General features: G+C 59.2%; 1 protein-coding gene and 2 pseudogenes. 2 read left to right on the top strand and 1 reads right to left on the bottom strand.

Translation table 11 applies throughout. The features are described 5' to 3' along the window. Positions 1-97: 97 nt before the first annotated feature. Positions 98-799 (bottom strand): annotated as a pseudogene (locus tag IVB32_RS37080) (ISNCY family transposase); the annotation flags it as partial. A 138-nt stretch (positions 800-937) separates the two neighbouring features. Here IVB32_RS37080 and IVB32_RS37075 point away from each other — a divergent pair. Both IVB32_RS37075 and IVB32_RS37070 read left to right on the top strand, forming a co-directional pair. Next, positions 938-1,215: pseudogene (locus tag IVB32_RS37075) on the top strand (transposase); the annotation flags it as partial. Positions 1,216-1,937: 722 nt separating this feature from the next. After that, positions 1,938-4,427: hypothetical protein (locus IVB32_RS37070; RefSeq protein WP_247413015.1), on the top strand; the 2,490-nt coding region annotated here is incomplete at its 3' end.

The following is a 4,427-nucleotide window of genomic DNA, read 5'->3' as shown; positions in this document are numbered from 1 at the left end:
ATCGCTCCTTCGGTGGAGAAGTGGAGGCGTCAAGCACCCCCACGATATGCCGCCTTTCCGATTCCCGCCGTCACCAACTTTGGGTGATAGCTCACGCAGCCGCCTCAAGTCCTTCAAACCGCCGATAACCGATGAAGCGTCGGACCACGGCTCCGTTCTTCTGTTCGACAAACGCCTGGTCGTTCTTGCGGTACGGTCGGCAACGCGTGAACTCGATGTTCATCTGCTCACATGCCGTGCAGCGAGAGCGGCAGCTGTCGGCGAACTTTTGTCGTCACGGTGCTCAGGAGCGTTTGCTCGCGCACCAGCAACGGCGCACATTCCGTCCAACAGGTCGCAATATCCGTGAGCACCAGCGTCTGTATAAAACCGGCGCGCGCCGAGGGCCCACTGTGAGCGACCAGATCGGCTTCGACCAAGCCCGGCGCCGGATACTTCTAGCCGGCGGACGTCCGTACCGGGATTCCGTCGCTCTGCGCTCGCCACCGGGCGGCGCCGCTGGCGTCCACCTTCCTCTCGGATCTTGCCCAGCGCCCTATCGATCGTGGACGCGCTCCCCGCCAGTAGCTTCGCACGGATTTCAGGAGCGAGGCCCATGTGACCGTTGCGTTCCATCGACTCGATCAGGATTGGCAGCAGGCTTCAGCCTCTTGCCGCAGATCCGGTCGGATGCCTCACAAAGCACTACCAGCGCATTTCGCTCAGCTTCCTCGTAATCCGGCGACGGGTGCGCCGAACCGAGGATTGCCTCATCTCGCCTCGGAGCAGAGTTGCCTCATTATCGCGCCCGCAGTCCCATCCCACTGGGGAGCAAATTACGTGAGGCAGGCACAGCACAGCATTCAGGAACATTTCAACCGACTTCTTGCCATCCTCGTATGGCTTCCGACCGGGACGATCGCCCATGATGCCCTACACGCTTGAGGCCGATCCGTGTGCCACATCCAGGCGCACCGCTCTCGAGCGCTTCCTAAGCGACGGTCGCATCAAGCTCGACTCCAACACCGTCGAGCGCGCAATCCGGCCACCAACCATCACAGGAAAAAAACGCGCTCTTCGCGGGCAGCCATGGTGGCCGGACCTGGGCCACCATCGCCACGCTGCTGCAGACCAACGAAGATGAACGACCTCGACCCGCACTCCTGGCTCACGCAAACTCTCGAACGGATCGCGCGGCGCTGGCCGATCTCTCAGATCGATACTATCATGCCCTGAACTTCCAAGCCTGAACGGCCAAAGCTTCGCGCTTACGCCGCTGCCAACACGTCTTTGGTATTCATCGGCGGCGGCGCGCCTCGCGCAATTAAGGTGCTCGAAAGCGGGGTAGATCACTAAGCTGCGAGGATTTGCCGCATCGTGAAACGGGTATGAAAACCCAAGCAGGCTCGACGCGACAGCGATGGGGGCTTGAAGTCTACGTAGCGTCAGGTTGTACAGTCTGAATCATACATACGGCCTTCTCTGAAGCTTCATGATCACTCGGAGAGGTTCGGTTGGTTGTAGCGAATGTGAGGACGTTGATCTGAAGAGGAAGCAGAGCTTGCAGTGCAAGTATTGAACCCGGTCGCCTTCCAACAGCAGTGGGAGCGGCCCAATGTCGGTCGCCGATGTGCCGCATGCGATGTCCCGGAAGGAGGGGCGGCAACACCGTGGCTTTTTGAGTCGTGCGAGTATTTGGGTTTCGTTTCTCCTGGATCGTTTTGAGGTTTGCCGAGCGGTCACCTGTTGCCCAGGAGCCGGGGCGCTTTTCTGCAGCAGCCAAGACCGGGCAGGTGTGAGTAATGCACGAGCTCGGAGCGACGCGCGATAACAGTCCCTTTTTGTTCAATTTGGCGATCTTGATGTCCGGCTTTTTGAAGCCGGAGTCTCTGTGGCCAATGCGCCGGAGTGTCGCTCCGGGGCAGCTATGAAGAATCTTCTCATCTTAGGAGAGTCGTGTGGAACCGATCTATAACGATCCGAACTCTTGGATGCGCTGGTACGCCGAGCAGCAGGCGTTGCAGCGTGCGGGGCAAGAGGCCGACGTCGACCCTGCGGATCAAGCTGGCTTCGAGCAGCAATTGGGCGAGCTGCAACTCCGCTCTCCTGAGGAGAGTTCCGGGGTTAGTTCCCCCGACAGTTCAGCCGCACGGTCGCATGAAAACATCCAGCGTACGGACGTTGGTGGTTCGATGCGAATGCGGCCAAGGTCCAACCTCCGGGACAATTCGTTCAGCAGCACGCGTCACAGTGTCGATGTTCCGCACGCTCATCTTGGCTCGGCTGCAAATAATTACCGGTCTGACTTGCAGGACAGGCCATTCAGCAGCATGCGTTACGCAGCGTCCTCGGAGGAACAACCTACGGCGCGGACGAAGGACAACAAGCCGCGTGGACTGTTCTCTCGGGTCAAATCAGGGTTAAGCAAAGTCTTTGGAGGAAACCACCGTGAGAAGTTGTCCGGCGGCCCAGCCTCTGATGACGTCTACTCGGAGCTTCGCATCGACTTTGCAAAGCGCAGTCGCCCGTCCGAAGCAGACCTAGCGCTGATTGAAGAGTTCAAGACGGCATTGGGCAGCGCGAACCGTAAGACGAAGACGATCGAGAATTATGTGATGGCTCTTCGAATGTTTAGCGAATTCCTCCAACCCAAAGGCGTCACTCTGAACGACCTGCTTGGCAATGCTGATCTGCTGACAGCCTATAAAGATGAATTTAAGAAGGTGGCGAGCGCCAATAGCAGGAACTATGTGGGCGGAGCCTTGGATACACTCCAGAATTTCCAGGCTGGAAATCCCATATCCGCTCCAGCTGGGGTGGGTACGCGAGAGCAACCGATGCACCCCCAAGACGAGCGGATGATCCGCCAGTTCGTGGAAAACGTCAAAGACTACAGAGTAGATCCCGATGGTACCAGAGGCCGCGGGACTGGAAAGGTCCCGCTTGCAACGATCAAGGGCAATGTGCAGGCGCTCAACGCGTTTGCTCGTTGGCTCCGAGCGCAGAACAAGGAGCCCCTGGCTCCTCGGGCATTCAATGAGCCAATGTCGCTCGCCGACGACATCCACGAGTACTTCGAAGCTGGCGGCGATGATCGTGACCGCCTCAGCGCGGCATTGTCTCATCTCCGGAGGATCGGGGCTGACGGGCTCCAAGCTGTCGGTGCCGGGCCCCGCCTGATGGGGCGCGAAACATTGTCGGCTCATCCGAAGGACGTCTCCACGATCAGTGACTTTTTGACGGACGCTCTATCCAAGCTTGGATCCGACGCGACTCGCAAGGAGAAAATCTGCGCTTCGGCGAGGGCTTCCAGGCTACGCTCTTTTAGTGATTGGCTTCAAAGAGAGGGCAGGCCGAGCATCATGGACCGTATCGAGGGCAATGCTAAGCAGCAGTCGTCATTGAGCGCAGATTATGCGGCGTACAGCAAAGCCACAAAGCAGACCCCCCCACTCGATCTCCTTCGACAATACCTGGGTCTCGAGCCCCAACAAGGACTTCGTGCTTATGACGATGACGCCAGCCTGATCGAGAGCCTGGCCAAGGAAGAGCTGAGAAACCTCGACCCAGCTTCCGAACAGAGAAGAAAAACAATTCGTAATACTGCTTCGGCCCAACGCAATTTCAGTAATTGGCTCCGCACAGAGGGTAGGGAAAGCATCGCGAGCCGAATCAACGGCAATAGTGAGCAGCGGCGCTCGCTGGACGCAGACCACCGGGCTTTCACGGAAGCCAGAGGGAAACTTGGCCTGAGTCTCAAGAAGCTCAGGCAGTATGTGCAACTCGTTGAGGCGAACCGGGCGCTGGGTGTGACCTTCCCTCAGCAGAGGGCTAGCTCGAACTCAACCTCAACCTGGGTACGAGATTTGCAGACTCCGCCGTCCGAAAGTGAGTGGCCGCCGCTGCTAGATCCGTTTGGGCAGGCCGGCTTGCAGCAACCGGCTAGGTCGAGCTCGACCTGGTCCCCGCGCGTGCCGTCCGACTTTGATCCAAGTGAGTGGCCGGCACCGCAAGGCCCGGTTGGACCGGGTTGGCAGGACCTGGCCGGGTCGAGCTTTACCTGGTCTCCACGGGTGCCGTCCGACTTCGAGTGGCCAACTCCGGAGGGCGCGCCAGCTCGGTCCTCAGACATCTACCACGGTTTGGCTTCTTTCACTGATCTGCCGTCCACACCGCAGGAAATGCGTGACGACGCCCAGTCAAGGCCGGTGCTCAGCCCTGCCGGCAGACCGCCGTTCTTCATCGGTTCATCAGGCACGCCGCAAGAGCTCGAGGATATCGGATATCTCGTCGGCGAGGATTGGCAGCATGGCTCACAGGCGGTGCCGGACTTCCTGCTCGATGTACTGGACAATAGAATGCTATTGCCGAGTTCGCGAATGGCTCCCCAGCCGGTCTCTATCAACGGTGAGACCTACTCCATCGCATTGGGGCCGCGAGGACGCCGC

Origin of the sequence: Bradyrhizobium sp. 23 (assembly GCF_023073295.1) — a bacterium.
GTDB classification, from domain to species: domain Bacteria; phylum Pseudomonadota; class Alphaproteobacteria; order Rhizobiales; family Xanthobacteraceae; genus Bradyrhizobium; species Bradyrhizobium canariense_D.
The sequence above is the reverse complement of the archived record's forward strand: the minus strand, read 5'-3'. Positions and strand labels throughout refer to the sequence as shown.